The organism is Curtobacterium sp. APC 4022 (genome assembly GCF_030407555.1).
Classification (GTDB): Bacteria; Actinomycetota; Actinomycetes; order Actinomycetales; family Microbacteriaceae; genus Curtobacterium.
Genome location: NZ_JASDDD010000003.1, coordinates 1 through 26,504 on the forward strand (window position 1 = coordinate 1; position 26,504 = coordinate 26,504).

The window sequence follows — 26,504 nt, forward strand, 5'->3', positions numbered from 1 at the left end:
CGCACTCGTGGGACGACGTCGCGCCGCCGTCCGGGTACCGCGTCGTGCTGCTCTCGCCGGGGAAGCCGAACGCGCAGACCGAGACCCTCGTGGACGCCGTCGACTCGTGGGCACGAGCCGAGGACGTCACCGTCGTCCCGATCGTCGCCGACAGCGCCGACGACCGGTTGCCCTCGGTCGCCGCCGCGATCGGCGAGCGCGCCGACCTGGTGATCAGCGTCGGCGACGAGCTGGTCGACCCGATCGCCGCGATCTCGCCCTCGGCGCTCCACCAGCAGTTCCTGGTGCTCGGCGCCGAGATCGCGGAGCCGACCGCCAACGTCACCGCGGCGGACTGGACCGGCGCGGGCTTCCGCGGGGAGGGGCTCGGCACCTCGAGCCACCACGACCCGTCGACGTTCACCGACGAGCGGGCCGGCCGGGCGCTCCGCGCCGGGGTCGCCGTCCTGCTGAACGGGTACAACGGCATCGTCGTCTGGGTCGCCTGAGGCGTGCCGGCGGTCGGTGGTGCCCGACGCGGGTACGCAATCGGGATCGTCCGTGCGCCGTCCCGCCAGGTGCGACGTATCCTCGACGACGGAAGCAACGTCGGTTCCGGCCAAGCCTCGTGCGTCTCACCCACGCCGAGACGGAGACTCGCGACCCTGAGTACCTCGTGACTGAACACATCATCGAATTCGTCGCCCGCGACCGCACGGGCATCACCACCGTGGTGACCGCCAACGGCGTCACCGACGCGGACACCGTCATCCAGGCGATCACGGCCGGCCACTCCGGTTACGCGGTCGCCGCCTCCGGCACGCGTCCGGCACCGGTCCGCAGCCTGATGGCGCTCGGCACGCCGTACTTGTTCGCGAACTGGGACGGGTCGAAGCGCAACAACCTGCACGACCTGGCGTTCACGGCGCCGATCCGGACCCTGCCGCCGGCGCCGCCCGCGGGGGTCCGGCTCCGGATGGCGATCGTCGCGACGCTCACGTCCCTCTTCGGTCGGGACCACCACCGCGCCTGAGCTCCGGTGCGGCTGCGGCTGCGGCTGACGCCGGCGTCAGTCCGGGACGCCGCCGGGCCCGCGGGGCGCCGCCGGGCCCGCGAGACGCCGGCGTCAGTCCGATACGCCGCCGAGCCCGCGAGACGCCGCCGAGTTCGGCGGCGTCCCACGCATCCGGCGGCGTCTCGGCGAGACGGGCCCGTTCAGCGGGTCCGCACGGCGCCGCGCGTTCCGGCGGCGTCTTGGCGAGACGGGCCCGTTCAGCGGGTCCTCGCGGCGCCGCGGGGGCCGTGTCCAGGGGCGTGACCGCGCTGACGGACGGGAGGCCCGGCTCCGGTGGGCGGTCTGCTCACGTGATCCGGGCCTCCCGTCCGGTGCGCTCGAGCCGGCGGATGACGCCGGCGTCAGTCCGGGACGCCGCCGAGCCCGCGAGACGCCGCCGAGTTCGGCGGCGTCTCGCACGGTTCGCGGCGTCTCGGCGAGACGGGCCCGTTCAGCGGGTCAGTGCGTGACCGCGTCGAAGTCGTCGACACCCGCCGTGAGGGCGGCGGCACGGCGTGCGCGCATCGACGGTGCCGCGAGGGCCGCGACCACCGCGAGGACGGCCACCGCCGTGCAGGCCCAGAAGCCGATGGTGAACGCGTCGTCGGTGGGCAGGCCCTGCGGGGTGCTGTGGGAGGTGATGAGCGCGGCGATCACGGCGGTCCCGACGCTCGACCCGATGGTCCGCACGACGGTGTTCGCGCTGATCGCCTCGCCGGTCTGGTTCGCCGGGACGCTCTCGATGATGGCGTTCGAGCAGGCGGCCAGCGCCATGCCGATCCCGACGCCGGTGAGGATGCCGGACACCACGATCTCGACGATCGACGCGTGCGAGATCGCCGGGATCAGGAACGCGGCGACGATCGCGACCCCGCCGATGAGCATCGGCGGCTTCGGGCCGACCTTGCGGACCAGGATGCCGGCGATCGGGCCCGCGATGACCATCATCACGACGGTCGGCAGCAGGAACAGGCCGGCCTGGGTGACGTCCTTGCCGAAGCCGTAGCCGAGCGCGCTGGGCAGCTGCAGGATCGTCGGGACGAGGACGAACGTGCCGAACATCGCGAAGCCGAAGACGAGTGCGACGACGTGGGCGGTCCAGACCCCGCGGACGGCGAAGAGCCGCACGTCGATGAGGGGCTCGGCGACGCGCAGTTCGACGAACACGAAGGCAACGAGTGCGACGGCACCGACGACGAGCAGGCCGACGGTCTTCACGTCACCCCAGCCCCAGGTCTGGCCCTCGCTGACGGCGAGCAAGATCGCGACGAGCGACACGGCGAGGACCGCGGTGCCGGCGACGTCCAGGCGGCCGGGCTTCCGGACCGGCGACTCGGGCATGCCGAACACGGCGCCGAGCAGGGCGATCACGACGAGGACGGCGGGCAGCCAGAACAGCCAGTGCCAGGACAGGTGCTCGACGATCGGGCCGGCGGCCACGATGCCGACGCCGGCGCCGATGCCGAAGATGGCGGAGAGCAGCCCGATGGTGACGCTCACTTTCTCCTTCGGCAGTTCGTCGCGGACGATGCCGATGGACAGCGGCATCACCGCGCCCGCGGCACCCTGCAGGGCGCGCGCCACGATGAGGACGCCGAGGTTCGGGGCGAGGGCGGCGAGGACGGCGCCGGCCAGGAGGATCGTGAGGACCACGATGAGTACCTTGCGCTTGCCGACCATGTCACCCAGGCGGCCGAGGATCGGGGTGAGCACCGACGCCGAGAGCAGGTAGGCCGTGAGGACCCAGCTGGCGGCGCTGGTCGAGGCGCCGAGGTCCTGGCCGATCGTGGCGAGTGCCGGGGCGACGAGGGACTGCAGGACCGCGAACGACAGGCCGCCCAGCGACAGGTAGACGATGATCGCGGTGCTGTTCGGACGACGGCCGTGGTCGACGGTCGGGGTGGAGCCCGTGCGGGGGCTCGCGGTGGCGGTGGACATCGTGCTCCGTCTGTCGGATCGGGTGTGGGCGGGGTGGGGGACCGACGACGCTGTCGATGTCAACAACTGCTGACTTCATGAGGGTACGCGTTCCCCGATCGATGTCAACACCTGATTACATCGCCGTTGAGCGTCCGGCCGCGCCCGCTACGCTCGGGCCATGAGCAAGGACGCCGCTGCCACCCGCCTGGCCCTCGTGCAGGCCGCTCGGCATCGGTTCGCCTTCGACGGCTACCGGGCCACCACCGTGCGGGACATCGCCGCCGACGCCGGGGTGAACGTGGCGCTCATCAACCGGTACTTCGGGTCGAAGGAGGGGCTGTTCCGCGCCTGTCTCGACCGGGCGACCCCCGAGCAGGAGGCTGCGCCGTCGGGCTCTGATCTCGAGCGCGTGCTCGGCGGGCTCATCCGGCACATCATCCGGTCGCCGACGGACGAGGACTCGATGCAGCTGCTCCTGCTGCTCCGTGGCTCCGGGGACGAGGCCGTGGACCGGATCCGGCGGGAGACCCTCCGCGGCTACGCCGAACGGCTCGCCGGTGCCGCCCGTGCGGGCAGCTCGTCCGCGGACGACGACGACCTGCTCGTCCGTGCCGAGATCGCCCTGTCCGTGGTGCTCGGCATGACGATGCTGCGGACCTCGACGAAGGTGGAGCCGCTGGCCTCCGCGGACGTCGAGGCGGTGGCCCGGCCGCTCGAGGACGCCCTGCGGGCGCTGCTCGGCGGCGGGCGGGGCTGACTGCGGGCGGTTGCGTCCACCGGACGTCGGCCGACTGGCGGGCGGGTGGCGCGCCTCCCGGACGGGACCGGGACCGGGCGCGCGCTCAGTGGTCGGTGGGGCCGATCTCGATCGACGCCGGGCGGGTCTGCTCCGGCAGCAGGTAGCGGGCGACGGAGCCGTCCTCGTCCTGCTCGTCGACGTCGCGCTCGGTGATGATCGCCACCGGCGTCGCGGGGGAGATGAGCAGCATGGCGGGGGTCGCCCGACCGTCGCCGTAGTTCACCTGCAGCCACATGAACGGGTGGTCCCGGAGGCCCGCGTCGATGCGCGCCTGGACGGTCTCGGTGTCCTCGTTCGCGATCGTGTACTGCGTGCCGCCGTAGGTCAGGACCGTGCGCTTCACAGGGTGTCTCCGGAGTCGGTCGGTTCGGGAACGATGCGGAGGCCCGCGGACGACCCGGCGGTCAGGCCGAGCGCTTCGACCCAGGCACGGTTCACGGCGGGGATGCGGCTGCCGGAGTACCGGAAGACCAGGGGCATCGAGCGGTCGAGCCAGATCGCGGTCCGGCCGTCCCCGAGCTCGACGTCGTCCTTCCACGAGAACATGAAGGACTCACCACGCCGGAGCTTCATCCCGATGACGATCTGCAGGTGCGTCAGCAGGCGGTCGTCGAACTCGGCGGTGAACGTGGAGTCGTAGACGAGTTTGCCCATGGTGGTGTGTCCTTCCGCGCCGCCTGTCCGGCTCCGGCCGATCTTAAACGTCCCCCAGGAGCCGTCCGACAGCCTGGCCGACATGCGCCGTATCCACTACGTGAACAGCCACATCCTCACCGGGGACCGCACCTGCAAGGCCCTCCTCCGCTACTGCCGTGCCCTGGCGGTTGCCGGGAAGTCCGACGTCGTGCAGATCCCGGTGGTCACCGAGGGCGGCGGCACGGTCTACGCGCACCTGCTCATCGGGCCGGCGAGCGAGATCTTCTCCACGCCGGTGCCGGACAGTGCCGACGAGCCGTTCGACCAGCAGGTCATCGAGTACCTCGAGGCGGAGACGCTGCGTCTCCAGCCGGCTCGGCCGGCGTGGAACGCGGAGATGACGGACGTGCCGGACATCGGCGAGGACTTCTGAGCGAGGGGACCGTCGCGACGGTAGCGACCTGCGCGACGCTGCGGTGCCCCTGGCCCTGAGACGGGCCCGGATGCACGAGACGCCGCCGAACTCACGAGACGCCGCCGGATCCGGCGGCGTCTCGGCAGGTCGGCGGCGTCTCGGTGGTACGGAGACGCGGGCTCAGTTGCGGACGAACTGCTCGATCGCGACGTCGCCGGTGTTGACGCGGAAGGTCTTGCCGACCGACGCGTCGTCGTGCAGGGACGCGGCGACGAGCGCGGCGACGTCCGCGCGGGCGATGCTCGAGGACGGGTCGGCGGTCTCGACGGACCCGGTCGCGTCGTCGTCGGTCAGGGTGCTCGGGGCGACGATCGTCCAGTCGAGCGCCGAGTCGCGGAGGACCGCGTCGGCGACGGTCTTCGCCTCGGCGTAGGCGAAGAAGTCGTCGTCCTCGGGGACGCCGTGGCCGAGGCCTGCGTCCGACCAGGAGACGAGGACGAAGCGCTGCACCTCGGCCTCGAGGGCGGCGTGCATCGAGCGGATCGCGGCGTCACGGTCGACGGCCCAGGTGCGCTCGGCGGAACCCCCGCCGGCGCCGGCTGCCCAGACGATCGCGTCGTGGCCGCGGACCAGGTCGGTGAGGCCGGCGATGTCGAGCTGCTCGATGTCGGCGACGACGGGCTCCGCACCGGTGGCGCGGACGTCGTCCTGCTGTTCGGCCTTCCGGATGACCGACGAGACGGTGTCGCCGCGGCCCGTCAGGAGTTGCGCGGTGAGGAGGGCGACGCGGCCGTGGCCGCCGAGGATGATGACGTTGCTCATGACGTGGACGGTACGCGCGGGCCCTGATGACGGGGTGGTCGGCGACGGGGTGGTCGGCGACCGGCCGGGAGGGTCGTCCCGCGTCCTCGGGCACGGCACTCGGGCAGGATGGCCGGCATGGGCAGCGACGAGGGGACGGCGCGGACGGATCCCGCGTCCGCCGTCTGGGGACCCACCGCGCCGGCCCACCGGCGGTACGAGCGGCGGTCCGCGGTCGGGACCGGCGAGGCGGCGTGGGAGCGGGCCTCCCGGTCGGTGCTCCGCTGGGGTGTGAAGACCCGCAGCGGCTTCTCGGTGCCCGACGACGTCGAGGTGCAGCCGGGCCGACGGCTCGAGGTGCGCTTCCGGATCGGCCCGGTCGTCGTGCGGGAGCCGGTCGAGGTCGTCGCGGTGGTGCGCACCGACGACCGGGTCGGGTTCGCCTACCGGACCCTGCCCGGCCACCCCGTCGACGGCGAGGAGTCGTTCATCGTGAGCCGCGACGGCGACACCGTCTGGTTGACGCTGCGGTCCCTGACCCGGCCGTCGACCACCCGCGCCTGGGCACTGGTGTTCCCGGTGCTCCGTGCCGCGCAGGTCGTCGTCCGCTGGCGGTACCGGCGCGCGCTCCGCTGAACGCGCTGCGCTGCGTTGCGCTGCGTTGCGCGGGTCGGGGCGTGGCCCTCGGTCGGGATGCGCGGCCCGGATCCGTCGCGATTCGCGGATCGGCGGACGCGTTCGTGTCCGCTCGAGCGGGTGTCGTAGCGTCGGAGACACCAGGACGAACACCATCCCGCGTGCCCCGACATCCCCCGCGATCCGCGGTGGCCTGGCCGCAGCGGTCGCCCCGGTCGACGTGGGACCGAACGAGGTCCCTGCAGAGGAGGCGAAGCTCATGCCCGCCACCATCACCGCCATCCCGACACCCCTCGCCGGAGGCCCGGCCGTTCGTCGGCCGACGCGCACCGAGACCTTCACCGAGATCCGCGAAGCCACCCACGGTCGCATCCTGACCGCGAGCGCGCTCGTCGTCGGCCTCGCCGCCGTCACCACGTTCACGCTCGCCGTGATCGCCCTGGTGGTCGCCTCGTGATCGCCGCAGCACCAGCGCCGTACGACGTCGTCGCGCTGACCGAACCCATCGACATGACCGCGCTGATGCGCGAACAGGAGGCCTTCCGTGCGTGACTCCACCCTGATGCAGGAACTCCGCTCCGACCCGCTGGAGTGGCACCGTCGAGGCATGTCCTCGCCCCTCGAGATCGACCGGATCGTGATCAGCCGGCTCGGCATCGGTGTCAGCACCGACCCGACGTACGCCGACTTCTTCCAGGCCGCCGCGTGATCGCCTTCGAGCAGGGACCGGTCCGCGTGACGGCCGACTCGTCCGGGCTGAGTGCCGACCACCGGGTCGTCTGGGCCCGTCTCGGACGCCTCGAGGCGCTCTGTGCCGGGCGCACCGCCCGGAGCACCGCACTGCGCACCACGACGACGACGACCATCTGACGTGGGCGTCGACGTCGAGCAGGAACCGCACCGCTGGGACCGTGCTCGCGTCGTCGACGCCGCCGACCGGGTCTTCACCGCCGAGGGTGCCGCCGGTCTCGACCACGCCACCGTCGCGACGCTCGCCGGGACGGACCCGGAGACGGTCCGGGCGTACTTCCCGGACCAGATCGACGTCGTCGTCGCCGTGCTGGAACACCGGCACGCGCAGTGGAACGACGGGCTCGCCGAGGCCGCCCTCGGAGCCGCAGATGCCCGGGACGAGATCCTCACCGTGTTCGCGCACCTCGAGGCCTGCTTCCGTGACCCGACCTGGACCGGTTGCGCGTTCATCAACGGCTACGGCGAACTCGGCCGCTCCGAGTCCCGCGTCGCCGCCCTGGCCCACGACCACCTGCGCGGCATCGAGGCGCACCTGCACGCCCTCGCCGCTCGCGCCGGCCTGCCCGTGCACGTGGCGGACGCGCTCTCCCTGCTGGTCGAGGGCGCCAAGGTCGAGTCGGCGATCCACCGCACCACCCGTCCGGCGCGATCGGCCCGGCTCGCGGCCGCGACGCTCATGACGGCCTACGCGCCCAGCGCGCACACCGACTTCATCTAGGCCGAAGCTCGTCTGACCGTTCGAGCGTGTCCCTCGGGCTCTCGCCGAACTCCGCCGCGTACTGCTGCGCGAAGCGTCCGAGGTGGGCGAACCCCCAGGCCGCGGCGACCTCGCGCGCCGAGACGGCGGTCGGGTCGGAGACGAGCAACTCCTGGCGCACCCGGTCCAGGCGGACCTGCCGGATGTAGGCGTTCGGCGTGGTCTGCAGGTCCCGCTGGAAGGCCTCCTGCAGCGCGCGCAGACTGACGTCGAGGTGTCGCGCCAGGGAACTCGTCGTGATCGGCATCCGGGCGTGGTCCTGGATGTACTCGACGGCCGCGCGGACGTGCACCGACAGCGCGGTGCCCTCGGGGCGCCGGCGCACCGGACGTTGCTGCGGGTACATCTCCAGCAGGGACGCCGCCGCCAGCCGGGCCATCTCGGCGTGCAGCAGCCGCCCGGGCGTCCCGTCGCGGAGGGTGTGCGAGATGAGGGACACCGTGTTGTGCCAGGTCCGCACGGACTGCTCGGAGGGTGCGGTCAGGTGGTCGAAGCGCAGCCCGGCGGACAGGTCGGCACCCTGCTCGGCCGCGACGCGTTCGACGACCTCGCGGGACAGGTGCACGAGGCGCTGCTCGTAGTCGTCCATCGCGAACGAGAACGTGCGGTCGGGGAGCAGGGGAACGGGGACGCCGGGCTCCATCTCGAGCACCGTGCCCCCGGTGTCGAGCCGCGAGGACCCGGACTGCAGCCACTGCACGATGACGGCGTCGGAGGGCGGCAGGTCCCCGTCGACGTGTCCGCCGAACTGCGACGTGTGGAGCGACATCGTGCTGTCGCCGAGGGCCGCGTACCGGAACGAGAACGGCGTCGACGCCGGCCCGACGTGCAGGTCGGCGCCGTACAGGTCCGCGATGAAGGTCGCGGCCTCTCCGAGGTCCGTCCCCGTCACGTCGAGACGCACCGGCATCGCGTCGTCGATCGGCATCAGGCGAAGCATCCCACGACGGCCGTCCCCCGTGGCAGCCCGGTGTCCGGGAACCGCCACGGGGGACCGACCGGCCGCGTCCTACGGACCATCAGCGCGTCACCGCATCACCGCGGGTCAGCCGCGGATCGCCTCGGCCAGCTTCACCCGGCCACCGGTGCGGAGCAGGGCGTTCTCGTAGACCCGCGCACCGAGGAGCACGACGACCAGGGCGGACACCGCGACGACGACCAGCGACAGCAGGGGCTCCCACCACTCGGCCGTTCCCAGGAAGATCCGGACCGGCATGCCGATCGGAGCGCTGAACGGCACGTACGACATGATGCCGAGGATCGTCGGGTCGTCCGCGGCGAACACGATGAGGAAGTACGGGATCATCAGCAGCATCATCACCGGGGTGGTCACGCTGCCGACGTCCTCCTGACGGGACACCAGTGCCGCCGACGCCGCGAACAGCGCCGCGATGAGGACGAACCCGACCGCGAAGAACCCGACGAACCAGAGCGCGCTCGGGCCGAGCAGCGTGAAGAGGTTGTCCTGCCCGGTCACCGCCAGGGCCACGGCGGCCGCGATCGCGATCGCGACGATCTGTCCGAGCGCCATCACGCTGTTGCCGATCACCTTGCCCGCCAGCAGCGCCCGGGCCGGGATCGCCGCCATCAGGATCTCCACGACCCGGGTGGACTTCTCCTCCACGACGCTCTGCGCGATCGACTGACCGAACGTCACGGCCGAGGCGAAGAACACCACGCCGAACGCGATGCCCACCAGGGACACCAGACCGGGCGGCAGGGCGCCGGGGTCGAGCAGGTCGACCTCGGGCGAGACGCTGAGCGCCTGGACGACGTCGGTCGGGGCGCTGTCGAGACCGACGACACGGAAGCCGAGCTGCCCGCCGTCGGGGACGATCGCGGCGTCCACCTCGCCGTCACGGACGAGCTGCTCGGCCGCGGCACGGTCGGACGTCCTGGTCACGTCGAGCCCGTCCGAGCTCGGCAGGGTCACCCCGCTGACCACGGCGACCGGGGTCGTCGCGTTCGCCGTCGACTTCCCGACGATGCCCGCGACGACGATGCCCGCCACGACCATCACGAGCAGGATCACCGCGGAGACGACGAAGGCCTTGCTGCGGAGCCGGGCCTGGATCTCCCGCACGGTGACGAGCCGGACGGCGTCGACGGTGCTGCGCTGCAGGATGCCGCGCTGGACGGCGCTCATCGGACGACCTCCGTGAAGACCTCGCTGAGCCGGGGGACCCGCGCGCCGAACGACGCCACCCCGCCACGGGCGACCGCACGCTGCAGGACGGTCTGGGCGACGGACTCGTCGGCCTCGAACAGGGCGTACCCGCCGTCGAAGGCCCGGATGGTGACCCCGGGCTCGTCGCGGAGCCAGGCGACGTCGTCCGCCACCAGGATCTCCCACGCGGCGGGACCGGCGTTGCGACGCAGCTCGTCCTGCGGCCCGGCGGCCCTGATCCGACCGCCGGCGATCACGACGACGTCGTCGCAGAGCCGTTCGACGACGTCGAGCTGGTGGCTGGAGAACAGCACCGGCACCCCGTCCGCCGCCGTCTCGCGGAGGACGCCGAGGACCGTGTCGACGGCCATCGGGTCGAGCCCGGAGAACGGCTCGTCGAGCACCAGGACCTCGGGCCGGTGTGCCAGGGCCGCGGCGACCTGCACCCGCTGCTGGTTGCCGAGCGAGAGCTTCTCCACCGGGTCCGCGGCATGTGCGCCGAGTTCGAGCCGCTCGAGCAGCTCGGTCGTCCGCGCGGTCGCGGTCCGGCGGTCGACGCCGTGCAGCCTCGCCAGGTAGGTGACCTGCTCGGCGACCGGCATCTTCGGGTAGAGGCCGCGCTCCTCGGGCATGTACCCGAACCGACGTCGGTCGGCGGGGCCGATCGGGACGCCGTCGATCGCGACCGTGCCGCTGTCGGCGTCGAGCACGCCGAGCATGATGCGCATGGTGGTGGTCTTGCCGGCGCCGTTGCCGCCGACGAACCCGGTCAACCGACCGCGGCCGACCGTGAAGCCGACGTCGTCGAGCACCTGGCGCTCGCCGAAGTGTTTGGTCACTCCCTCGATGCTGAGCATGGCGGGTCCCTTCCGCAGCGGCCCTCGCTGCGCCTCCGACGCTACGAGAGCGGGCGGTTCGGTGCCTCCCACACGCGACGGGGATCGCGCCGGCGTCGCCTCCGCCGCGCGGGGGAGGCCAGGTCAGTCGCCGGAGCGGACCACGCCGTTCTCGTACGCCCACACCACGGCCTGGATCCGGTCGCGCAGGCCGAGCTTCTGCAGCACGTTCGACACGTGGGTCTTCACGGTGGCGTCCCCGACGAAGAGCATCCGGGCGATCTCGGCGTTGCTGAGTCCCCGTCCGAGCAGCCGCAGCACCTCGGTCTCGCGTTCGGTCAGGCCGGGCACCGGAGCCGCACCGGGCTCAGGACGGTCGGTCGGTGGCTCGGCAGCCGGCGGCACCACGGGCACGCTCGCCGTCGTCGCGCGGCTGATCACCCGCCGGGTCACGTCGGGGGCGAGCAGGGCGTCCCCGGCGGCGACGGTCCGCACCGCCTCGATGAGCTTCTCGGGGGAGGCGTTCTTCAGCAGGAACCCGCTGGCACCGGCCGCGAGGGCGTCGAACAGGTACTCGTCGGTGTCGAACGTGGTCAGCACGAGCACCGCCGGCGGGTCGTCCGTCGCGGTGATCCGCCGTGCCGCTTCGAGCCCGTCGACGCCGGGCATCTGCACGTCGAGGCACACCACGTCCGGGCGGTGCTCGGCGACGGCCGCGACCGCTGCCGCACCGTCGCGGGCCTCGGCCACGACCCGTACGCCGGGTTCGGACTCGAGGATCACCCGGAAGCCCGCCCGCACCAGGTCCTGGTCGTCGGCCAGGACCACCCGGATCACGCCGTCGGCAGCCATGCCCGCACCAGGTAGCCGCCGCGGGCTCGGGGCCCGATCTCGATCCGTCCGCCGACCGCGTCGACGCGCTCGCGCATCCCGACGTGGCCGAGTCCGCTGCCCGCGGTCGACCGGGAGGCCCGTGCCCCAGCACCCGTGTCGGTCACCTCGAGCTCGAGCGCGTCCGGCAGGTACCGCAGCCGCAGGTCGGCGCGGGCGTCGGGGCCGGCGTGCTTGAGGACGTTCGTCACCGCCTCTTGGGCGATCCGGTAGGTGACCGAGGCGACGGTCGGCGGGACGGGACGTTCGTCGCCGACGACGCTGAAGCCGGTGGCGTGCCCGGCGGTCGTCGCGGCGGCGGCGAGTTCCGGCAGGCGCGCGAGCCCCTCGGTGCTCGGGGCGTCCGCGGGCAGCGTGTGCCCGTCGGCGTCGGTCTGGCGGAGGGTGCCGAGCATCCGGCGCAGTTCCTCCACCGCGGTCCGGGCACTGTCCTCGACGACGGCGAGGGACGTGGCGGCCTGCTCCGGGTCGCGCTCGAGCACCCGTCGGGCGGCACCGGCCTGCACGCCCATCAGCGACACGTGGTGGGCGACGACGTCGTGCAGTTCGCGGGCGATCCGGACCCGTTCGAGCGCGACCGCCTGCACCGCGGACCGTTCCCGCTCGGCAGCCAGTTCGGCGGTGCGCTCGTCGAGGTCGTGCTTGGCGACCGCGGCCGTCCAGGCACGGTTGCCGGAGTACCAGGCCGCGCCGAAGTACACGAGGTTGATGACGATCGCCAGCAGGGAGTTCGCCACGTACGGCGGGATCGCCGAGTCACCGTCGTCGGGCAGCGCGCTCGGCACCGACCACCGGAACACGATCGCCAGGAACACCCACGCGAACATGCCGAGGATGAGGACCCAGCGCACCACTTCGGCGCGGGTCCGGTCGGAGCACCAGGCACCGACCGTGTACAGGGCGATGAACAGCGTGAAGTTGAGGAACAGCCCCTCTGGCACGTGCAGGAGCTGGGTCGCGGCGAAGGCCAGCGCCGTGAGGACGGCGACCGACATCGGGAAACGCCGGCGGAAGGCCAGGGGACCGGCGTTCGCGACGACCATCAGCGCCGACACCCACCAGGGAGCCGGGTCGTCGTACAGGCCGATCGCGCCGTAGAGGGTCATCGACACCGTGAGCGCGGCGGCGAGCACGAGCGCCAGGACCGCGTCCTGCCGGTGTTCGCGCCGCCCCACCGGTAGCCGCGACCACTCCTCGCTGCGCGCCGGTCCGTCCCCGGCGGTCACCCCCGTGCCCGTCATGGGGACCACGGTAGCGGCTCATGTCGGCAGGGCCGCCGCGGCGACACCGACCTGTGGACGGTGGTCGGGACCCGGCCACCTGTGGAGGGCGACGGACGGGAGGCCGTGGTGCGGGCCTCCCGTCCGTCACCCCGCGCGCATCAGCGGTAGGCGCGCTCGTACGGTGCCGGCTTGTACGGCAGGTCCACCCGGAGCGCCTGCGCGGCACGGATCGGGAAGTTCGGGTCGCGCAGCGCGCCCCGCCCGATGAGCACCACGTCGGCCTGCCCGAGGGCGACGATCTGCTCGGCCTGGAACGGGTCGTCGATCATCCCGACGGCCGCGACCGGCACGCCCGTGGCCTGCCGGATCGCCGTCGCGAACGGCAGCTGGTAGCCGGGGCCGACCGGGATCGGGGCGTTCTGGACGTTGCCGCCGGTCGACACGGACACGAGGTCGACCCCGTGCTCGCCGAGCCAGGCGGACAGCTGCTCGGACTCGGAGAGGTCCCAGCCGCCCTCGACCCAGTCGGTCGCGGACAGACGGACCACGAGCGGGACGTCCTCGCCGACCTCGGCCCGGACGGCGTCGACCGTCTCGAGGAGGGCACGGGCGCGGTTCTCGAGCGAGCCGCCGTACTGGTCGGTCCGCTCGTTCGACAGGGGCGACAGGAACTCGTGCAGCAGGTACCCGTGGGCACCGTGCAGTTCCAGCAGGTCGAAGCCGGCGTCGACGGCGCGACGGGCGGCGGCCGCGAAGGCCCGGACCACGTCGGCGATGCCCTCGACGGTCAGCTCGGTGGGGACGTGCAGGCCGGGGAACGCGATCGGCGACGGGCCGACCGGCTGCCACCCGCCCTGCTCCGGCGCGACGTTCCCGCCGCCCGCCGTCGGACCCCACTCGCGGCTGGTGGAGGCCTTGCGGCCGGCGTGGGCGAGCTGGATGCCGGCGACGGCGCCCTGGCTGTGGATGAAGTCGGTGATCGGGCGGAACGCGTCGCGCTGCTCGTCGTTCCAGAGGCCGAGGTCCTGCGGGCTGATGCGACCCTCGGGGACGACGCCGGTGGCCTCGACGACCACTGCGCCGGCACCGCCGCGGGCCAGACCGCCCAGGTGCACGAGGTGCCAGGGCGTGGGGACGCCGTCCTGCGCCTCGACCATGTACTGGCACATCGGCGGGATCCAGACGCGGTTCCGGATCTCGAGTCCGCGGAGGGTGATGGGGTCGAAGAGTGCGTGGGTCACGCGGGTCCTTCCCGGTTGTTCGGTTCGTGGGTCTGTCCACAGTACGACTGTCGTCGTACCGATTGCCCGGGAAGGCCACAGCCCCGGGAAGGCCGCAACCCCGGGAAGGCTGCGGTCCTGGCCGCCGCGGGGACTCAGCCGCAGTACTCGTACGGCGGCCGCGGGTCCACGCCGACCCACACGCCGATCACCGACGTGCCGGCGTCGTCCATCTCGAACGTCACCGACCGGTCGCCGTCACGGACGCTCCAGTAGGCGAACGAGGGGGACGAGTCGTCGCCGTAGCCCGGCGTGCGGGTGAGGTCCGGGTAGGCCGCCCGGAGCTGGTCGAGGCTGTTGCCCCGGCCCATCCCGGCCGCGGTGGTCAGTCCGCTGGCCTCGACGCCGATGACCTTGCCGTCCGCCTGCTGGACGACGAGGTGCAGGTCACCGGAGTCGAAGATCCCGACGTTCGGGTTCGGGCAGGAGCCGTTCGCCTGCGGCACCACCGGTCCGACCGCCGCCACCACGTCCTGGTAGGCGCTGCCGATGGTGATCGGTCCGACGCCCGCGCCGCTCACGACCCAGGAGCCCGGTCCGACGCGGTCGGACGAGAGCCCGGCGATGGTCGCCGACAGCAGGCCCGATGTGGGTGCGTTGACCTGGCTGATCGTGATCCAGCGACCGTCGCCGTCCCACCACGAGGTCTCGGTGCCGTCCTCCGGGGACGGGTCAGCTCGGAACCTGCGCGAGCAGACTGTCCCGCCGTCGCCCGGAGCGCAGTCGGCACCGGCCGCGCGCAACCCGTCCTCGCGCCCCGACAGCGCCGCGGCCGAGGCGCTGCCGATGGTCACGTGGATGCCGCTGACGTCGGCGCGGGGATCCGCCCAGACGCAGTCGAGCCACTCGGAAGCGGTCCAGGTGCCGCCGGCGTACGGCATCGTCGATGGTGTGGGCACGGTCGTGCCGTCCGGGTGCGCGGGGCTCTGGGTGAGGGGCGTCCTGCCGAAGAGCCGCTCCCGGTCCGCGTCGGAGTACAGCGCTCGGCAGTCGGTCGGGTACCGCGACGGCGCGGCGGCGCTCGATGCGGACGGCTTCGGAGCCGGGGTGTCGACGACCGGCGCGGACGCCGGCGTGCTCGCCGGCACCGAGGGCTCGGTCGTCCAGCTCGGCGCCGGAGCGGCCTGCTGGACCTGCGGGACGACGGCGAGGGCGACGGCACCACCGGCCGTGCCGAGGGCGAGGAGGGCGATGGTGGCGATGACGATGCGGCTGCGGTGGCGCCTGGGCCTCGGGTGACGTTCCTCGGCGTGCTCGAGGACGTTCTGCTTCATCGAGACGAGCATCCGCTGCAGGTCGTCTCCGGTGGGGGGCTCAGTGTTCATCGTGCGTCACCGCCTTCTTCAGTCGTGCTCGGGAGCGGGAGACCCGCTGGGTGACGGCGCCGACGCTCAGCCCGAGCATCGCGGCCGCCTCGGTGTACGAGTGGCCCTCGATCAGGCAGAGTTCGCAGATCCGCCGGTCGAGCGGCGGGAGGGCGTCGATCTCGTCACGGACCCACCGGAGGCGCTCACGGGCCTCCTGGTCGGCTTCCGGCACGGCGAGTTCGGCGGGCAGCTCGTCGGCGGCCCGCCCCGCGACCGCCCTGGCCTGGTTGCGTGCGTGGTTCCGGCAGACGACCAGCAACCACGGGAGGAGCGCACGCGTCGACAGCTGCAGGGTGTCGGCCTTCTGCCAGAGCGTCAGGAACGTGTCCTGCACGAGTTCCTCGACGTCCTGCCGGCTGCCGGCCAGCGCCCACGCGTAGCGGGTGAGCGTCGGCGCGAACCGGTCGAACGCGTCCGCCAGCGCAGCGCGGTCCCCGCCCGCCAGTCGTCGGGTGAGGGCGACGTCTGTGTCGGTGTCGGTCTCGGTGTCCACGGTGCCTCCTTCACTACAGCAATGTCGGCGGATCGACGATCCTGACGGAGTCGTGTCCGGCGTGTCCGTGTTCTCCACAGGCGATGCGGTCCTGTGCGCGAGGTCGGTGGAACGGCACTACGCTCGGACCCGGCCCGCGACGCGATGCTGCGCCAGGTCTGCGGGCCGTCCAGCTCTGGCGTCCAGGAGGACCGAAGTGACCGATTCCGCACCCGTCGACCCCACATCGACCGCAGGATGGAAGCAGCTCGACGGCATCGCCGCCGGCTTCTCCCCGGACCTCCGGGGGTGGTTCGACGCCGACCCCGGTCGTGCCGAGAAGTACACCTTCCAGGCCGCGGACCTGACCGTCGACCTGTCGAAGGGCCTGGTGACCGAAGAGGTCCTGCAGGCACTGCTGCAGGTCGCGGAGGACACCGGCGTCGCCGAGCGCTACCAGGCGATGATCTCCGGTGAGCGCATCAACGTCACCGAGGACCGTGCCGTCCTGCACACCGCGCTCCGCCGACCCAAGGCGACCGAGGGCCTGGTCCCCGCCGCACCCCTGACGGTCGACGGCCAGGACGTCGACGCCGACGTGCACGCCACGCTCGACAAGGTCTACGGCTTCGCCGAGCAGGTCCGTTCCGGCGCCTGGACCGGTGTCACCGGCAAGCGCATCGAGACCGTCGTCAACATCGGCATCGGCGGCTCCGACCTCGGCCCGGTCATGGTCTACGAAGCCCTCAAGCCGTACGTGCAGCAGGGGCTCGAGGTCCGGTTCGTCTCGAACATCGACCCCGCCGACATCCACGAGAAGACCGTCGGCCTCGACCCCGAGACCACGCTGTTCATCGTCGCGTCGAAGACCTTCGGCACCCTCGAGACCCTGACGAACGCCCGTCTGGCGCGCCAGTGGCTCTGGGCGGGCCTCGGCCTCGCCGACGCCGGTGACGACGAGAAGAAGGACGCCGTCGCGAAGCACTTCGTCGCCGTGTCCACCGCCCTCGACAAGGTCGCCGCGTTCGGCATCGACCCGGAGAACGCCTTCGGCTTCTGGGACTGGGTCGGCGGCCGGTACTCGGTCGACTCGGCCATCGGCACCAGCGTCGTCATCGCGATCGGCCAGGAGAACTGGGAGCAGTTCCTCGCCGGCTTCCACGCCATCGACGAGCACATGCGCACCGCCCCGCTCGAGCAGAACGTCCCCGTCCTGATGGGCCTGCTCAACGTCTGGTACACGAACTTCCTCGGTGCCCAGAGCCACGCGGTGCTGCCGTACACGCAGTACCTGCACCGCTTCCCGGCCTACCTGCAGCAGCTCACCATGGAGTCGAACGGCAAGCGCGTCCGCTGGGACGGCTCGGACGTCGTCACCGACACGGGCGAGGTCTTCTGGGGCGAGCCCGGTACGAACGGCCAGCACGCGTTCTACCAGCTCATCCACCAGGGCACGCGCCTGATCCCGGCCGACTTCATCACGGTCGCGAAGCCCGCCCACGCCCTCGCCGACCAGACCGGCGACGGCAAGGCCGTGCAGCCCGGCCAGGACGTCCACTCGCTGTTCCTGGCGAACTTCTTCGCGCAGTCGAAGGCGCTGGCGTTCGGCAAGACCGCCGACGAGGTCCGTGCCGAGGGCACCACCGACGAGATGATCGTCGCGGCCCGCACCTTCACCGGCAACAAGCCGAGCACGTCGATCCTCGCGCCGGAGCTCACCCCGAGCGTCCTCGGCCAGCTGATCGCCCTCTACGAGCACATCGTGTTCACCGAGGGGACCATCTGGGGCATCGACTCGTTCGACCAGTGGGGTGTCGAGCTCGGCAAGCAGCTCGCGCTGCAGGTCGCCCCGGCGGTCGACGGCGACCAGGACGCCCTCGACGCGCAGGACTCGTCGACGAAGGCGCTCATCGCCAAGTACCTCGAGCTGCGCGGCTGATCCGACGCACTGACACGAGAGGCCCGTCGCTCCGGCGACGGGCCTCTCGTGCGTCACGGGCCGCAGACCGCGGGCCGCAGACCGCGGCCCGAGACCGCCGTCAGCGCCGCCGGACCAGGACCACCGAGTCCTCCAGCGTCGCCGGGCTGCTGTCCGGTGCAGTGACCTGCCGGGTGCGGAGCTCCGCCACCTCGACGTCCCACCCGTCGTCGAGTGCGAGCTGCGAGACCTGCTCCGCCGGACCGACCAGGGGTTCGGCGTGCGCGTGCTCGGCGTGCGACGCCCAGGACGGGGACCCGGCGTGCCCGACGACGACCAGGTGCCCGCCGGGTGCCACGAGCGTCGTCGCCCGCCGCAGCACCGCGGCCCGCGGGAACGACACCGACGAGTGCAGGAACGACGCCGTGACCAGGTCGAACCGGTCGTCGGTGTCCCAGGTCGCCAGGTCGGCCTGCACCCAGGCCACCCGGGCACCGAGTCCGACGCGCTCGGCCTCGGCGCGTCCGCGGGCGAGGGCGTTCGCCGCGATGTCCACCGCTGTGACCCACCACCCCTGCGCGGCCATCCAGAGCGCGTCGCCACCCTCACCGCTGCCGAGGTCGAGCGCCCGGCGCGCACGAGCAGCCCCGCCAGCTGCCGCCGGGTCGCCGTCGGGGGAGAGTCGCCCGACCGTGTCGACGAGTGACGCGTTCGGTGTCCCCGACCAGATCGGGGCGTCCCCGTAGCGGTCGGTCCAGTAGGCCTCGGCATCCCTGCCGTGAGTGGGTTCTGCGGGCATCCGCGCAGCATCCCACCGGTGCTCGGGGACGGCCAGTACGATTGCCGGATCGGCAACGGCGACGACGTTCCCGGGGTCCGTCCGGCGCAGTCGCAACGGAGACCCAGCATCGATACGGAAGTATGTGCAAGTGACGATCATGACCGAGCGGCCTCAGCAGGACACCCCGAGCGCCGAGACGGAGCGACCCGGCAACGCGACCGTCCGCTTCCGCAACGCCGCTGTCCTGGCCGTCGAGACCACCGTCGCGGACCGCGTGACCACCTCCGCGGACATCGAGGAGAAGCTCGGCGGCGTGCTCCGTCGCCTCCGCCTGCCGATGGGACTGCTCGAGCGCGTCGCCGGCGTGCGGGAGCGCCGCAACTGGGGTGAGAACCAGTCCTTCCAGGACGCCGCGATCGACGCCGGACGTCGTGCCATGGCCGCCGCGGGCATCAAGCCCGACGACGTCGGCCTGCTCATCAACACCTCGGTGACGCGTCCGCACCTCGAGCCCTCGGTGGCCGTGCGCCTGCACCACGGCCTGGGCCTGCCGACGTCGGCCATCAACTTCGACATCGCGAACGCCTGCCTGGGCTTCGTCAACGCCATGAGCGTCGCCGCCGGCATGATCGACTCCGGGCAGATCAAGTACGCCCTCGTCGTCGACGGCGAGGACGCCGACCAGGTGCAGCTCAACACCATCGACCGTCTGAACCAGGGCGGCCGGAACCGCAAGGACTTCATGAGCGAGTTCGCCAGCCTGACGCTCGGCTCCGGTGCCGCCGCGGCCGTGCTCGGCCCGGCGGACCTGCACCCGACCGGCCACCGCATCGTCGGTGGTGTCACCCGTGCGGCGACCCAGTGGTACGACCTGTGCGTCGGCAGCGTCGACGGCATGTTCACGGACGCCAAGATGCTGCTCAAGGGCGGCATGGAGCTCGTCGTCGCCGCCTGGAACGAAGCGCGCGCCCACTTCGACTGGACCGACATGGACCGGTACGTGCTGCACCAGGTCTCCGACGTGCACACGAACGCGTTCGTCGCCGCGATCGGCGTCCCGCGCGACAAGGTCCCCACCACGTACGAACGCTTCGGCAACGTCGGCCCCGCGTCGATCCCGATCACCCTGGCGGACGAGGTCGCCCGCGGCTCGATCCGCCCCGGCGACCGCGTGTTCCTCGGCGGTGTCGGCTCCGGCATCAACACGGCGATGATGGAACTGCGCTGGTGACACCGCGGTTGCCCCGCGTCGCCACGAGCACGGCTCAGGCGACGCTCCCGCCGCCCCTGCCCGGACTCGACCCGGCCTGGTCCCGCCTGGTCACGGTCCCGGCATCGCCGTCGGATCGTCCGGGAGGCCCGGCTCGCCCCGCGCGCACCTGGCACCTCCTCGACACGGCCGCGTCCCTGGCCGCACTCGGCGTCGAGCCCGTCGGCACGCTGCTCTGCGTGCACGGCAACCCGACCTGGTCCTACCTGTGGCGCTCCGTCGTCGCGAAGTCGCTCGCGGTCGCCGCTGCCGGCGGTCCGGCCTGGCGCGTCGTCGCCGTCGACCAGCTCGGCATGGGCTTCTCGGAGCGCACCGGCGTCGACCACCGCCTGGCCGACCGGGTCGCCGACCTCGGCGCGCTGACCGACGAGCTCGGGCTCGCGGGCCCCGTCGTCACGCTCGGCCACGACTGGGGCGGTGTCGTCTCCCTCGGGTGGGCCGTCGACCACCCGGACCTCGTCGTCGCGGTGACGACCTGCAACACCGCCGTGCACCAGAGCGCGGACGCCCCGATCCCGGCACCGCTCCGTCTGGCGCTCCGCCCGCAGCTGCTCGGGCGCGCGACGGTCATCACCCCGGCGTTCATCGAGACCACCCTGGCCATCGCGCACCCGAAGCTCGACCGGGCCACCGCCGACGCCTACCGGGCGCCCTACCGCGGCGCTGCCCGACGCGGTGCGGTCGGCGGGTTCGTCGCGGACATCCCCGTCGACGCGTCCCACCCGAGCGCGGTCGAACTCGACCGCATCGCTGCCGGGGTCGCCGCGCTGCAGGTCCCGGCCCTGCTCCTCTGGGGCCCCCGCGACCCGGTGTTCCTCGAGCGCTACCTCGACGACCTCGCCGCCCGGCTGCCGCAGGCCGACGTGCACCGCTTCGAGGGTGCCGGACACCTGCTGCCGGACGACGCCGACGTCGCCGAGACGGTCTTCGACTGGCTCGGCGACCACCTGCCGGACGGCACCGCGCCCACCCCGGCCGGCCCGAGCCTCCCGGCCGACACCGACACCGACGCCGACGCAGGCACCGACGCGGACGCGCGCGACCGCGAGGCCGACGCCACCGACAGCACCCACCGCCCGCTCTGGACGCACCTGACCGAGCTCCGCGACAGCGACGAGCCGGCCCTGGTCGAGATGGCCGCACCCGGCGGGACCCGCACGATCACCTGGCGGCTGCTGGCCCGACGCATCGACGAGGTCGCCGCCGGACTGCTCGACCTCGGCGTCCGACACGGCGACCGGGTCTCGCTCCTGGTGACCCCCGGCGCCGACCTGACCGCCGCCCTCTACGCCTGCATCCGGATCGGCGCGGTCGTCGTGGTCGCGGACGCCGGACTCGGACTCGGCGGTCTGACCCGCGCCGTCCGTGGTGCCCGTCCCGACTGGATCATCGGTGCCCTGCCCGGACTCGCCGCGGCGCGGGCCCTCGGCTGGCCCGGACGCCGGATCGCGACCGTGGCCCTGCCCGCCCCCGCTCGCCGGGCGCTGCGGGTCGAGCACACCCTCGCCGCCGTCGCCCGTCGCGGTGCCGCACGCCTGGCCGCCGGTTCCGCGTTGCCAGAGGCTCCCGCTGCCGACGCCCCGGCCGCGGTCCTGTTCACCTCCGGGTCGACCGGCCCCGCGAAGGGCGTCGTGTACACGCACGGGCAGCTCGGTGCGGTGCGGGACGCCCTCGCCGGCCAGTACGACGTCGGGGTCGGCACCGGACTGGTGGCGGGCTTCGCGCCGTTCGCGCTGCTCGGCCCCGCCCTCGGTGCCCGCTCGGCCGCTCCCGACATGGACGTCACCGCTCCCCGCACCCTGACCGCCCGTGCGGTCGCGGACGCCGTCGTGGCGGCCGACGCCACCGTGGTGTTCCTCTCGCCGGCGGCCCTGGCGAACGTGGTCGCGACGGCCTCCGCCCTGACCGACGACGACCGGCGGGCCCTCGGCCGGGTCCGGCTGTTCCTGTCCGCCGGCGCCCCGGTGTCCGCTGCGCTGCTCACCGCGGCGACCCAGCTGATGCCGAACGCCAGCGCGCACACCCCCTACGGCATGACCGAGGGGCTGCTCATGACGGACGTCGACCTGGACGGTGTCCGCGCTGCCGGGGTGTCCGGGGCCGAGGGCATCTGCGTCGGCCGGCCGGCTGCGTCGGTGCGGGTGCGGATCGCCCCGCTCGACGCCGACGGCCGCGCGACCGGAGCACTGACCGAGGCGCCCGACGTCACCGGCGAGATCGTCGTCGTCGCCCCGCACGTGCGGGACCACTACGACCGGCTCTGGCGGACCGACCGGGCCTCGCGCCTCGGCGTCAGCGACCCGCGCGGCCACCGCACCGGCGACGTCGGACACCTCGACGCCTCCGGACAGCTCTGGGTCGAGGGCCGCATGCAGCACGTGGTGACCACGCCGGACGGCGTCGTCACGCCGGTCGGCCCCGAACAGCGCATGGAACGGGTCGCCGGCATCGGCCGCGTCGGCATCGCGGGCATCGGTCCGGCCGGCACGCAGCAGGTCGTCGCCGTCGTCGAGACCGTCCCCGCGGCACGACGCCCCGGCCCGGCTGCGCCCGCACTCGCCGACGCGGTCCGCGGTGCCGCCGGGGTACCGGTCGCCGCGGTCCTCGTCGTGCCCGTGCTGCCGACCGACATCCGGCACAACTCCAAGGTCGACCGGGCGCGGCTCTCCCGCTGGGCGTCGTCGGTGCTCGCCGGGGGACGGATGACCCGCCCGTGAGGGTCCTGGTCACCGGTGCGAGCGGGTTCCTCGGTCGCGCGGTCGCCGCTGCCGTCCGGGACGCCGGGCACGAGGTCCGGACGTTCCAGCGCCGACCCTCCGGTGTCGACGGCGTCACCGACGTGCTCGGCACGATGACCGACCCGGCTGCGGTCCGTTCCGCGGTCGACGGGGTCGACGGGGTCGAGGCGGTCGTGCACCTGGCCGCCAAGGTGTCCCTCGCCGGTGACCCCGCAGACTTCGAGCGGGTCAACGTCGACGGCACGCGCGACCTGCTCGCCGCCGCCCGCGCCGCCGGAGTGGCCCGCTTCGTGTTCGTCTCGTCGCCCTCCGTCGCCCACACCGGCGCGTCGATCGCCGGCGACGACGCCACCCCGGCGTCCCCGGAGACCGCCCGCGGCGACTACGCCCGGACCAAGGCCGCCGCCGAACGCCTGGCCCTGGCCGCCGACGTCCCCGGCTTCGCGGTCGTCGCCGTCCGCCCGCACCTGGTGTGGGGCCCGGGCGACGAGCAACTCGTCGGCCGCATCGTCGACCGGGCCCGGAGCGGACGCCTGCCGGTCCTGGACTCCGGTGCGGCCCTGATCGACACCTGCTACGTCGACAACGCCGCCACCGCGATGGTCGCCGCGCTGCACCGCGCCGAGGCCGTCCACGGCCAGGCGTACGTCGTGACGAACGGGGAGCCGCGTCCGGTCGGGGAACTCCTCGCCGGTATCTGCACGGCCTCCGGCGTCCCCGCGCCGCGGTGGCACCTGCCGGCCGCACTCGCCCGGGTCGCCGGGTCCGCGATCGAAGCCGTCTGGCGCGTCCGCCCTGGAACCGACGAACCGCCGATGACCCGCTTCCTCGCCGAACAGCTCTCGACGTCGCACTGGTTCGACCAGCGCCGCACCCGGGCGGACCTCGACTGGACGCCGTCCGTCTCGATCGACCAGGGACTGCGCGCACTCGCCGCCGCAGCCGATGCGGACGGGCACATCCGCCGTCCGTAGCGTGGTGGACATGACCACCTCTGTCCTCGTCGCCGGCGCCACCGGCGACCTCGGTTCGCGCATCGTCCGCGAACTCCTGCTCCACGACACGCACGTGCGCGTCCTCACCCGCGGGGGCTCGAGCCGTGCCGCCGAGCAGTTCGCCGACCAGGACCGGGTCGAGGTCGTCGTCGCCGACTACACCGACCGGGCCGCACTGCTCCGGGCGCTCGAGGGCGTCGAGGTCGTCGTCTCGGCCGTCAGCGGCACCCGCTCGGTCATCGTCGACGCGCAGCGGGCACTGCTCGCCGCCGCCGTGGACGCCGGCGTGCAGCGCTTCGTGCCGTCCGACTACGCCGCCGACTACCGCTCGGTCACGCCCGGGACGAACCGGAACTTCGAGCTCCGCCGCGAGTTCGCCGCCGACGTCGACGCCGCCTCGATCCGGGCGACCTCGGTGCTCAACGGCGCCTTCGCCGACATGCTCACCGGGCAGGCGCCGCTGGTGCTGTTCGACCGGCAGCGCGTGCTGTTCTGGTCATCGCCGGACCAGGTGCTCGACTTCACGACGAAGGACGACGTCGCCTGGGTCACCGCGCACGTGGCGCTCGACGCCGACGCCCCGCGGGTCGTTGAGGTGGCGGGGGACCGGGTGACCTCGCGGGAACTGGCGGCCACGATGTCCCGGATCACGGGGCGGACGTTCCGGCTGCAGTGGGCCGGCACCACGGGCCTCCTGTCCGCGATGGCACGGACCGGGCGGCGGCTGTCGTCGACCGAGGACGAGACCTTCCCGGCCTGGCAGGGGATGCAGTACTTCGTGAGCATGTTCAGCGGCGAGGCCGAGCTGCGGCACGTGCGCAACGACCGCTACGGCCCGCACGGGTGGACGTCGGTGCGGGACGTGTTGGCGGCGCACGTCGGGGTCTGACCCGGAGGGCACCCTCGGGCGCGCTGGGACGCCGCCGCGCCGCCGAGACGGTGCCGAGTGCTCGCGACACCGCCGGATGTGGCGGCGTCTCGACGACAGGGCGGCGTCTCGACGGCCGCGTGGCGTCTCGACGGCAGCGTGGCGTCTCGGCGACCGGGCGGCGTCTCGACGGCAGCGTGACGTCTCGCGTCCGGCAGGGCGTCGCACCGGCCGGGAGGCTCGGCACGGTCGGTCGTCCGGGGTACCGTCGTCGCATGGACCGTTCCGAGATCCTCGCGGCCGCAGCAGCGGCCCACGCCGCCCGCATCGCCGCCGCGGGCGGTGACGACACCGCCGCACGCGACCGTGCCGAGGCCGCCTCGGCCGCGCCCGCACCGGAGCGCCGTCGGTCCGCGGACGCCGAACGCGCCGCGGAGTCCGGCCGGGCTGCCGACCGCACCGAGGGTGCGCTGTCGGACTGGCGCCGGATGGGCACCCGTCGCGGGGTGACGCCGGACGCGCAGGTGCGGAGTGCGTGGACGGTCACCGGGATCCCGGAGCAGGGTGACGCCCGGGCCTTCGCGAACGTGCTGCTCTCCACCGCGGGGCACGCCGGCCGGGTCGCCGACGCCGCGCGCCGCAACGAACGGCTGACCGGGGCGGCCCGGGCGGCCGCACGACGGACGGTCCGTCGGTACACGGATCACGGTGCCGGCATGTCGGCGATCGGCGACGTCCTCGACGCCGGGCCGGTCGAGCGTGCCGAGCCGGTCGAGCTGGACCTGCCGGACGAGCGGGACCTGCCGGACGACACCGAGCGCTGACGTCCGTCCGCGCTACCGCCGGTAGGGGTCCAGGTTGAGGACCGTGTCCTCGTAGAGGTACTGCTGGTCCCCGTAGACCGTGACGTCCGGGTTCAGCCAGACCAGGTCCTTCACCGACAGCCCGAAGCGAGCCGCGACCGAGCCGATGAGGTCCTCCGACGCGATCCGGTAGGCGGTCGGGGCGCCGTCGGTCGATCCGTCGCTGCTGGACTTCCCGGTGGCGTTCTGCCGGGCACCGCCGTCGACCGGGTGCACGTTCGTCGTGCGGGCCGGCACCGACCACCGGACCGGCTGCACGGCGAGCACCTTGCCGGGGCCGATCTCGACCGGCAGGTCCGGGCCGGCCGAGGCAGCCGCCGAGTAGACGACGATCGCGCCGAGCCAGGACGGGTCGGCGCGGCCGGGGTCGAGGGCCGTCGACGCGGGCGCTGCCGTCGCACCGGGGCCGCCGCCGAGCGTGGTGTCGCCGACGCCGTGCCAGGTGATGCCGTCGCCGACTGAGGGCGGCGTCTCGAGGAACGTGGTCGCGACGGGGACGGGCAGGGTGGAGGCGAAGCTCGACCACTGCGCGGTCGGGGTGCCGTCCGCGCCGACGACGACGCGGTAGTGGAACCGGACGCTGCCCTTCGGCGTGACGACGTCGGCTTCGCTGAGGACGCTGCCGACCGGGATCGGCGAGACGGTGGGATCCGGGGCGGCAGCCTCCGTGGGGACCGCTGTCGGCGTGCGGGGCGAGGCGGACTCGGCGATCCGGCGGGCCTCGGCGCTGGCGCTCGGGTCGGCCTCGGGCGTGGCCGGAGCGGTGCTGGCGGTGGTCCGCTGTGGCGAGGGGAAGTCGTCCGGCCCACGCAGCAGCGAGCACCCGGCCGTGGCGGTCGTGACCAGGACAGCGAGCGCGAGTGCCGCCGTCCGTCGTCGGCTGTTCCCCTGGTGTCCGTCGCCGTGCTGCATGGTCCCCCTGCGTTCGTGCCGCGCGACCCCTGGCTGACGGATCGTCGACTTCTGACCCGGAGAGCCTACCGGCGTCGACGTCAGCGGCCCGGTGGGAAGATCAGAGACGGTCCACTCCGCGAGCGAGAACACCTCCGAACGCGCAGTGGACCGCTCCGATGCTGACCAGGGCT

General features: G+C 73.3%; 29 protein-coding genes. 15 read left to right on the plus strand and 14 right to left on the minus strand.

Translation table 11 applies throughout. From position 1 onward, the window contains the following. Both QL987_RS00985 and QL987_RS00990 read left to right on the plus strand, forming a co-directional pair. The coding region (locus QL987_RS00985) for a hypothetical protein (protein WP_290155839.1) at nt 1-488 on the plus strand (488 nt) is incomplete at its 5' end. A gap of 167 nt (nt 489-655) precedes the next feature. Then, a complete protein-coding gene (locus QL987_RS00990; RefSeq protein WP_146248100.1) occupies nt 656-1,012 on the plus strand; it encodes a hypothetical protein in 357 nt (118 codons plus the stop codon). A 480-nt stretch (nt 1,013-1,492) separates the two neighbouring features. Here QL987_RS00990 and QL987_RS00995 read toward each other — a convergent pair whose 3' ends face one another. After that, nucleotides 1,493-2,971 (minus strand): MFS transporter, encoded by a 1,479-nt coding sequence (locus QL987_RS00995; protein ID WP_290155840.1) that lies wholly within the window; start codon nt 2,969-2,971, stop codon nt 1,493-1,495. Between the two features lie 160 nt (nt 2,972-3,131). Here QL987_RS00995 and QL987_RS01000 point away from each other — a divergent pair, with 160 nt between their 5' ends. Continuing rightward, nucleotides 3,132-3,710 (plus strand): TetR/AcrR family transcriptional regulator, encoded by a 579-nt coding sequence (locus QL987_RS01000; RefSeq protein ID WP_290155841.1) that lies wholly within the window; start codon nt 3,132-3,134, stop codon nt 3,708-3,710. 85 nt (nt 3,711-3,795) lie between these two features. On the opposite strand, the gene QL987_RS01005 is transcribed toward QL987_RS01000, so the two are convergent. Further along, the gene (locus QL987_RS01005) at nt 3,796-4,095 is read right to left on the minus strand and encodes a hypothetical protein (RefSeq protein WP_290155843.1); all 300 of its coding nucleotides are present in this window, start codon (nt 4,093-4,095) and stop codon (nt 3,796-3,798) included. Beyond that, nucleotides 4,092-4,406 carry an ATP-dependent DNA ligase gene (locus QL987_RS01010; RefSeq protein WP_110904197.1) on the minus strand — a complete coding sequence of 105 codons (315 nt, stop codon included), beginning with the start codon at nt 4,404-4,406 and terminating at the stop codon, nt 4,092-4,094. The genes QL987_RS01005 and QL987_RS01010 overlap by 4 nt, the downstream gene beginning before the upstream one ends. 82 nt (nt 4,407-4,488) lie before the next feature. On the opposite strand from QL987_RS01010, the gene QL987_RS01015 reads away from it, so the two are divergent. Then, entirely contained in the window at nt 4,489-4,821 is a 333-nt protein-coding gene (locus QL987_RS01015) for a hypothetical protein (protein ID WP_221849130.1), read from the plus strand. A gap of 162 nt (nt 4,822-4,983) precedes the next feature. Here QL987_RS01015 and QL987_RS01020 read toward each other — a convergent pair whose 3' ends face one another. Next, nucleotides 4,984-5,625 carry an SDR family oxidoreductase gene (locus QL987_RS01020; RefSeq protein WP_290155845.1) on the minus strand — a complete coding sequence of 214 codons (642 nt, stop codon included), beginning with the start codon at nt 5,623-5,625 and terminating at the stop codon, nt 4,984-4,986. A gap of 117 nt (nt 5,626-5,742) precedes the next feature. Between QL987_RS01020 and QL987_RS01025 the strand changes: the two genes are divergently transcribed. The 5 genes from QL987_RS01025 to QL987_RS01045 all read left to right on the plus strand — a co-directional run bounded on the left by QL987_RS01025 (nt 5,743) and on the right by QL987_RS01045 (nt 7,711). Then, nucleotides 5,743-6,240, plus strand: coding sequence for a DUF1990 family protein (locus tag QL987_RS01025; protein WP_290155846.1), 498 nt, complete (start codon nt 5,743-5,745; stop codon nt 6,238-6,240). 259 nt (nt 6,241-6,499) lie between these two features. Further along, entirely contained in the window at nt 6,500-6,697 is a 198-nt protein-coding gene (locus QL987_RS01030; RefSeq protein ID WP_253464542.1) for a hypothetical protein, read from the plus strand. Between the two features lie 87 nt (nt 6,698-6,784). Continuing rightward, nucleotides 6,785-6,949 carry a hypothetical protein gene (locus QL987_RS01035; RefSeq protein WP_181439196.1) on the plus strand — a complete coding sequence of 55 codons (165 nt, stop codon included), beginning with the start codon at nt 6,785-6,787 and terminating at the stop codon, nt 6,947-6,949. After that, complete coding sequence (locus tag QL987_RS01040) at nt 6,946-7,110, plus strand: hypothetical protein (RefSeq protein ID WP_290155847.1); 165 nt, start codon at nt 6,946-6,948, stop codon at nt 7,108-7,110. The genes QL987_RS01035 and QL987_RS01040 overlap by 4 nt, the downstream gene beginning before the upstream one ends. A 1-nt stretch (nt 7,111) precedes the next feature. Beyond that, nucleotides 7,112-7,711: a TetR/AcrR family transcriptional regulator gene (locus QL987_RS01045; protein WP_290155849.1), complete on the plus strand. Its 600-nt coding sequence runs from the start codon at nt 7,112-7,114 to the stop codon at nt 7,709-7,711. On the opposite strand, the gene QL987_RS01050 is transcribed toward QL987_RS01045, so the two are convergent. From QL987_RS01050 to QL987_RS01085, 8 genes are all read right to left on the minus strand, one after another. After that, complete coding sequence (locus tag QL987_RS01050) at nt 7,704-8,678, minus strand: helix-turn-helix domain-containing protein (protein ID WP_253464532.1); 975 nt, start codon at nt 8,676-8,678, stop codon at nt 7,704-7,706. The two genes, QL987_RS01045 and QL987_RS01050, sit on opposite strands and share 8 nt — an antisense overlap. Before the next feature lie 117 nt (nt 8,679-8,795). Beyond that, entirely contained in the window at nt 8,796-9,896 is a 1,101-nt protein-coding gene (locus tag QL987_RS01055; protein WP_253464529.1) for an ABC transporter permease, read from the minus strand. Then, nucleotides 9,893-10,774 (minus strand): ATP-binding cassette domain-containing protein, encoded by an 882-nt coding sequence (locus QL987_RS01060; RefSeq protein WP_290155850.1) that lies wholly within the window; start codon nt 10,772-10,774, stop codon nt 9,893-9,895. The genes QL987_RS01055 and QL987_RS01060 overlap by 4 nt, the downstream gene beginning before the upstream one ends. A gap of 123 nt (nt 10,775-10,897) precedes the next feature. After that, a complete protein-coding gene (locus tag QL987_RS01065) occupies nt 10,898-11,605 on the minus strand; it encodes a response regulator transcription factor (protein ID WP_290155851.1) in 708 nt (235 codons plus the stop codon). Continuing rightward, on the minus strand, nt 11,587-12,885 hold the full coding sequence (locus tag QL987_RS01070; protein ID WP_290155853.1) for a sensor histidine kinase: 1,299 nt from the start codon (nt 12,883-12,885) through the stop codon (nt 11,587-11,589). The genes QL987_RS01065 and QL987_RS01070 overlap by 19 nt, the downstream gene beginning before the upstream one ends. Nucleotides 12,886-13,025: 140 nt before the next feature. After that, nucleotides 13,026-14,108 carry an NADH:flavin oxidoreductase/NADH oxidase gene (locus QL987_RS01075; protein WP_290155855.1) on the minus strand — a complete coding sequence of 361 codons (1,083 nt, stop codon included), beginning with the start codon at nt 14,106-14,108 and terminating at the stop codon, nt 13,026-13,028. A 134-nt stretch (nt 14,109-14,242) separates the two neighbouring features. Beyond that, a complete protein-coding gene (locus QL987_RS01080) occupies nt 14,243-15,472 on the minus strand; it encodes a hypothetical protein (RefSeq protein WP_290155857.1) in 1,230 nt (409 codons plus the stop codon). Next, a complete protein-coding gene (locus QL987_RS01085) occupies nt 15,462-16,007 on the minus strand; it encodes a sigma-70 family RNA polymerase sigma factor (RefSeq protein WP_290155858.1) in 546 nt (181 codons plus the stop codon). Before QL987_RS01085 ends, QL987_RS01080 begins: the two co-directional genes overlap by 11 nt. 196 nt (nt 16,008-16,203) lie before the next feature. On the opposite strand from QL987_RS01085, the gene pgi reads away from it, so the two are divergent. Beyond that, nucleotides 16,204-17,925: a glucose-6-phosphate isomerase gene (pgi, locus tag QL987_RS01090; RefSeq protein WP_111074474.1), complete on the plus strand. Its 1,722-nt coding sequence runs from the start codon at nt 16,204-16,206 to the stop codon at nt 17,923-17,925. A 100-nt stretch (nt 17,926-18,025) separates the two neighbouring features. Here pgi and QL987_RS01095 read toward each other — a convergent pair whose 3' ends face one another. Next, entirely contained in the window at nt 18,026-18,703 is a 678-nt protein-coding gene (locus QL987_RS01095; protein WP_290155859.1) for a class I SAM-dependent methyltransferase, read from the minus strand. Between the two features lie 139 nt (nt 18,704-18,842). Here QL987_RS01095 and QL987_RS01100 point away from each other — a divergent pair, with 139 nt between their 5' ends. The 5 genes from QL987_RS01100 to QL987_RS01120 all read left to right on the plus strand — a co-directional run bounded on the left by QL987_RS01100 (nt 18,843) and on the right by QL987_RS01120 (nt 25,380). Then, nucleotides 18,843-19,916: a 3-oxoacyl-ACP synthase III gene (locus tag QL987_RS01100; protein ID WP_290155860.1), complete on the plus strand. Its 1,074-nt coding sequence runs from the start codon at nt 18,843-18,845 to the stop codon at nt 19,914-19,916. Continuing rightward, nucleotides 19,913-22,672 (plus strand): alpha/beta fold hydrolase, encoded by a 2,760-nt coding sequence (locus QL987_RS01105; protein ID WP_290155862.1) that lies wholly within the window; start codon nt 19,913-19,915, stop codon nt 22,670-22,672. Before QL987_RS01100 ends, QL987_RS01105 begins: the two co-directional genes overlap by 4 nt. After that, the gene (locus tag QL987_RS01110) at nt 22,669-23,667 is read left to right on the plus strand and encodes an NAD-dependent epimerase/dehydratase family protein (protein ID WP_290155864.1); all 999 of its coding nucleotides are present in this window, start codon (nt 22,669-22,671) and stop codon (nt 23,665-23,667) included. The genes QL987_RS01105 and QL987_RS01110 overlap by 4 nt, the downstream gene beginning before the upstream one ends. 10 nt (nt 23,668-23,677) lie before the next feature. Continuing rightward, on the plus strand, nt 23,678-24,577 hold the full coding sequence (locus tag QL987_RS01115; protein WP_221849142.1) for an NmrA family NAD(P)-binding protein: 900 nt from the start codon (nt 23,678-23,680) through the stop codon (nt 24,575-24,577). 254 nt (nt 24,578-24,831) lie between these two features. After that, the gene (locus tag QL987_RS01120) at nt 24,832-25,380 is read left to right on the plus strand and encodes a hypothetical protein (RefSeq protein ID WP_146248102.1); all 549 of its coding nucleotides are present in this window, start codon (nt 24,832-24,834) and stop codon (nt 25,378-25,380) included. 12 nt (nt 25,381-25,392) lie between these two features. On the opposite strand, the gene QL987_RS01125 is transcribed toward QL987_RS01120, so the two are convergent. Then, on the minus strand, nt 25,393-26,331 hold the full coding sequence (locus QL987_RS01125; RefSeq protein WP_290155865.1) for a LysM domain-containing protein: 939 nt from the start codon (nt 26,329-26,331) through the stop codon (nt 25,393-25,395). Nucleotides 26,332-26,504: the final 173 nt, after the last annotated feature.